Below are 4,492 nucleotides of genomic sequence, written 5' to 3'. Positions count from 1 at the left end.
CCCCAGGCGCAGCCGCCGCAGCAGGCCGCCGAGCAGACCCGGATGCTGCGCCCCATCACCGCCGACACCCCGCCGCCCGCCCCCGCGCGGGGCGGCGACGCCGACGCGACCCAGCTGATACCCCCGGTGCCCGGCGGCCCCGGCGGCCCCGGCGGCCCCGGCGGCGCGCCGGGCGCCTCGCCGCAGACCGGTTCGGTGCCGCTGCCCCCGGAGAACGGCGGCTACCGGCAGGGCCGGCCGGAGGCCCCGGTCGAGTCCACCACCCAACTGCGCGCCGTCCGTCCCAAGGCGCCGCAGGCACCGCAGGGACCCGCCGCACCGGGTGCGGCCGAGGAGACCCAGGTGCTGCCGGGTCCGATCCCGGCGCACGGCGCGCCCCCGCCCGGCGCCCCCGGCGCACACGGTGCCAACGCGCCGGGCGGCCGTCCGGCGCCCGGCGCCGCGGGAGCCCCCTACGGCGGCCAGACCGGTGGCCCGGAGGGGCGGCAGCCGCTCGCCGAGTTCGACGGCCTGTTCCGGGCCGACGGTGCCGAGTCCCCCGACTCCACCCAGCAACTGCCGGTCTTCGATGACGCCATGGGCCCGCACGGTGCCCCGCCCGCCGCTCCGCACCACGGCGGAGGCGACGGCGGCGGGCGCCGCCGCAAGCTCTCCCCGGCCGCGCTCATCGGCATCGTGGTCGCGGGGTGCGCCGTCGCCGGTCTGGCGGCGGGCGCGGCGATCAGCTCCGGCGGTGGCGGTGACGAGGACGGCGACCAGGAGAAGACGGAGCGGGCGGCCAGCAAGGAGCCCAGCTCCCCGCCGACCAAGCCCACGCCCACCGTCGATCCGGCGAAGGAGCAGGCCAAGGCGCTGGACACGCTGCTGGCCGACAGCAACAACAGCCGCGCCTCGGTGATCAGCGCCGTGGACCACATCAAGACGTGCAGCGACCTCGCCAACGCGGGCACCAACCTGCGGACCGCCGCCGGGCAGCGCAACAACCTGGTGACCCGGCTCGGCAAGATCTCGGTGGACAAGCTGCCGAACCACGAGAAGCTCACCGCGGCGCTCACCAAGGCATGGCAGTCCTCGGCCGCGGCGGACAACCACTACGCGGCCTGGGCCGACCAGGTGAAGGGCCGCAAGGGCTGCCACAAGGGGCAGGCGCGCCGGACGCCGCAGGTCGGCGCCGCCGAGCGGGCCAGCGTCCAGGCGACCACGGCCAAGAAGGAAGCGGCCGGGCTGTGGAACGTCATCGCCTCGAAGTACGGGCTCACCCAGCGCCAGGCCGGCCAGCTCTGAGCGGGCGCCGGCCACCCGCCGGCGCCCAGGCCCCCGCCTCCGGAACCGGAACCCGGCGTTCGCGGGGCCGCGGACCCTCCCCGTGACCGGCCTCCCCGGGACGGGAAATGGCGGGGGCCGCCACATCGTCACGTAGGAAGAACGTACGATCGGTCACCGTGCAAGGTTCGGAGAAGTCTTCCCGTCGTGCCCGCCGCTCGACCACCATGGGCGGCATGCCGCTGAACGACATGCCGTGGTGGCGCTGGCGCAGCAATGTGCGCTCGGCGCTGCACATGCTTTCCGACCCGGTCTTCCACCAGCAGTGCTGGTTGTCCGGGGTGGACGGATACGGGGACGTCACCGACGCCGTCTACCGGCTGGTCGAGGACACCTGGCTGGACAACTGGTCCGCCGAGAAGTACGTCGGCACGATCTTCCGGGACTCCCAGGAGGCGGCCCTGGTGGACGTCGCCGTACTGCGGGTGCTGCGCATCATGCACCAGGTGGGGGCGGACGCGCCGGTCTCGGTCTACATGGAGCACCACGGCTGGCCGGAGGCGGTGCGGGCGGCCCGCGAGGCCCATGTCCTGCTGGCGGTCAACGACGGGGACGACCCGGACGCCGCCCCCCATCCGCTCCACGTTCTCGCCATGTGGACGCGTACGGTCTGACATTGGCGGCCGGTGTGCGACGCTATCCGCCATGAGCCAGCCGCAGCCCTCCGCTCCCGACCAGTACATCCTCACCCTGTCCTGCCCCGACAAGCAGGGCGTGGTGCACGCCGTGTCCAGCTTCCTCTTCATGACCGGCTGCAACATCGAGGACAGCCAGCAGTACGGCGACCGGGCCAGCGGACTGTTCTTCATGCGGGTGCACTTCCGCGCCGAGACCCCGGTGGGCCTGGACAGCCTGCGGGCCAGCTTCACGGCGGTCGGCGAATCCTTCGACATGGACTGGCAGATGCACCGCGCGGAGGAGAAGATGCGCGTGGTGCTGATGGTCTCCAAGTTCGGCCACTGCCTGAACGACCTGCTCTTCCGGGCCCGGATCGGCGCCCTGCCGGTGGAGATCGCGGCGGTCGTCTCCAACCACACCGACTTCGCCGAGCTGGTGGCCTCGTACGGGATCCCCTTCCACCACATCCCGGTCACCAAGGAGAACAAGGACGAGGCCGAGGCGCGGCTGCTGGAGCTGGTGCGCACCGAGCGGGTGGAGCTGGTGGTGCTGGCCCGCTATATGCAGGTGCTCTCCGACGCGCTCTGCAAGGAGCTGTCCGGACGCATCATCAACATCCACCACTCCTTCCTGCCCAGCTTCAAGGGCGCGCGCCCCTACCACCAGGCGCACGCCCGGGGCGTCAAGCTGATCGGCGCGACCGCCCACTATGTGACGGCCGACCTCGACGAGGGCCCGATCATCGAGCAGGAGGTCGAGCGGGTCGGCCACGAGGTCACCCCGGACCAGCTGGTGGCGATCGGCCGCGATGTGGAGTGCCAGGCCCTGGCCCGAGCCGTGAAGTGGCACAGCGAACACCGCGTCCTGCTGAACGGCGCACGCACGGTGGTGTTCGCGTAGGCCCCTGCCCGGCCGGCCGACCGCCTGGCCCGCCGGGTCACAGGCGGGAGAGCGAGGCCGTGGCCAGGAGTACCTCGCGGATCGCCTCCGGGTCGCCGACCTGCCCGGCCGCCGCGTCCAGCGGCGGCACATGCCCGGACGCCAGCTGGTAGAACGTGTCGCGGTCCAGCGCGATATGCGCCACCTCGCCCTCCGGGCCGGCCAGTGCGCCGGGTGAGTCCAGCGGGATGAACCAGTGGCCGCCGCCGCTGCCCTCGATCTCCAGCCGCAGCGAACGCCCCGGGGCGCCCACCGCGCCCAGCCGTCGCGGCGGTGCCGCGAGCCCGGCCCGGCGCCGGGCGGCGAGCGTGTCCGGGAGCAGCCGGGCGTACAGGTCGACCATCTGGTGGAGGTGGCCGGAGGCCGGCGGCCGGTACGGATAGTCCACCGCCTCCGCGATGTCCCCGGCGTGCACCCAGCAGCCGAAGGCGCGGTCCACGAAGGAGTCGCGCACCCGCAGCCGCAGGTCGCCCAGCGGCACCGGCCGGTCCCAGACCTCCTGGCTCGCGAAGGACACGGTGCGCACCAGCGTGTGCACCTGGGCACGCCAGGGCTTGCGCACCGCTCCGGGGTGGTGGTCCCGGCGACCGCGACGACCCGGCTCCGGGTCGGGTCCGTCGTCGGACGCCTCGGGCGCCTCCTCTTCTCCGGGGAGGGGGACGGTGGGCGGCTCGGTCCGCCGGAGGGCCTCGGTACGGTCGAGCGGTGAGCCGGGCGCGCCACCCAGCGGGTCCGGTAGCCCGAGCGCGCCGGCCAGCAGGCCGTCGACCGCCATCAGGTGCCCGATCACCCCCGCGACCGTGGTGCGCCGCTCGACCAGCGACTGCCCGTCGAACCACTTCAGCCGTACCGGGGCGCGCCATTCCGCGGCTCCCATGTCGCCCAGCAGCGCGTCCAGCCGGGCGGCCTCCGCGTCGAAGGCGCCGGCCCACTCGGGCACCGGGATACGCGGTGGCCGCCGGCCCAGACAGCCCGCCAGCACCCGCGAGCGGAGCAGCGGATCGAGGTCCAGGCTGCCCTCGGGGTGCAGCAGCCCGACCGCGTCACGCAGCCGCAGCGCCTCCTCGGCACAGGGCACGCAGTGGTTGAGGTGTGCCTCGACGGCCGCCGTCTCCTCACTGGAGCAGGCGGCCAGCGCCCAGGCGCCGAGCAGCGACCGCAGCACCCGGTGCGCGGGCGCGGGCGGCGGCTCGCTCACCACGGCGGCCGGCGGGAGGGCGGACGACGGGGGACCGGCGTCCGAGGGGAGCGCGTACGGCCGCTCCATGGGCTCCACGCCGTCGAGGGGGACCTGGGAATCCTCTCGGGGCCGCGATCCGGCCTCGGCCGGCCGGCACCCCTGGCCGAGCGCCTCCCGGCCCGGCCGGGACCGGGGCTGAGGCGGTACGGACCGGTGGGGCCGGGCGCCGCCGCGCGGGCGCGCGCCCGACCCCGGTGGCCAGCGGCCGGAGTCATCGGCGGGTGTGCGGGGCGGAGGTATGCGCGGTACGACACGCCCCACGCCCCAGCCGTCACCCCGGCCATCGCAGTCCCGATCGTCCCGTTCCCGCACTGCCGGATCCTCGTCGTCGCCATGGTCGGGGGTCTCTGGGGCATCCGGGGTGCCCGGGGC

At 74.8% G+C, this 4,492-nt stretch carries 4 protein-coding genes; 3 read left to right on the top strand and 1 reads right to left on the bottom strand.

What is annotated here, in order from left to right:
* The 3 genes from E4099_RS33325 to purU all read left to right on the top strand — a co-directional run.
* Positions 1–1,284 (top strand): hypothetical protein (locus E4099_RS33325; protein ID WP_167828522.1); only part of this gene is annotated, 1,284 nt, incomplete at its 5' end.
* A gap of 206 nt (positions 1,285–1,490) precedes the next feature.
* Entirely contained in the window at positions 1,491–1,937 is a 447-nt protein-coding gene (locus E4099_RS29490) for an SCO4402 family protein (RefSeq protein ID WP_425348284.1), read from the top strand.
* A 31-nt stretch (positions 1,938–1,968) separates the two neighbouring features.
* Positions 1,969–2,841: a formyltetrahydrofolate deformylase gene (purU, locus tag E4099_RS29485; RefSeq protein WP_135342167.1), complete on the top strand. Its 873-nt coding sequence runs from the start codon at positions 1,969–1,971 to the stop codon at positions 2,839–2,841.
* A gap of 37 nt (positions 2,842–2,878) precedes the next feature.
* Here purU and E4099_RS29480 read toward each other — a convergent pair whose 3' ends face one another.
* The gene (locus E4099_RS29480; protein ID WP_135342169.1) at positions 2,879–4,147 is read right to left on the bottom strand and encodes a zf-HC2 domain-containing protein; all 1,269 of its coding nucleotides are present in this window, start codon (positions 4,145–4,147) and stop codon (positions 2,879–2,881) included.
* Between the last annotated feature and the right edge of the window lie 345 nt (positions 4,148–4,492).

Source organism: Streptomyces palmae (assembly GCF_004684805.1).
Lineage (GTDB): Bacteria > Actinomycetota > Actinomycetes > Streptomycetales > Streptomycetaceae > Streptomyces > Streptomyces palmae.
Note: the sequence above shows the minus strand (reverse complement) of the source record. Positions and strands in the feature narration are given on the sequence as shown.

What these genes read in the sequence shown, in the direction of transcription:
- E4099_RS29490 (WP_425348284.1), top strand. Translation starts at nt 1,491, where the DNA reads ATGGGCGGCATGCCGCTGAACGACATGCCGTGGTGGCGCTGGCGCAGC.
- E4099_RS29480 (WP_135342169.1), bottom strand. Translation starts at nt 4,147, where the DNA reads ATGGAGCGGCCGTACGCGCTCCCCTCGGACGCCGGTCCCCCGTCGTCC.
- purU (WP_135342167.1), top strand. Translation starts at nt 1,969, where the DNA reads ATGAGCCAGCCGCAGCCCTCCGCTCCCGACCAGTACATCCTCACCCTG.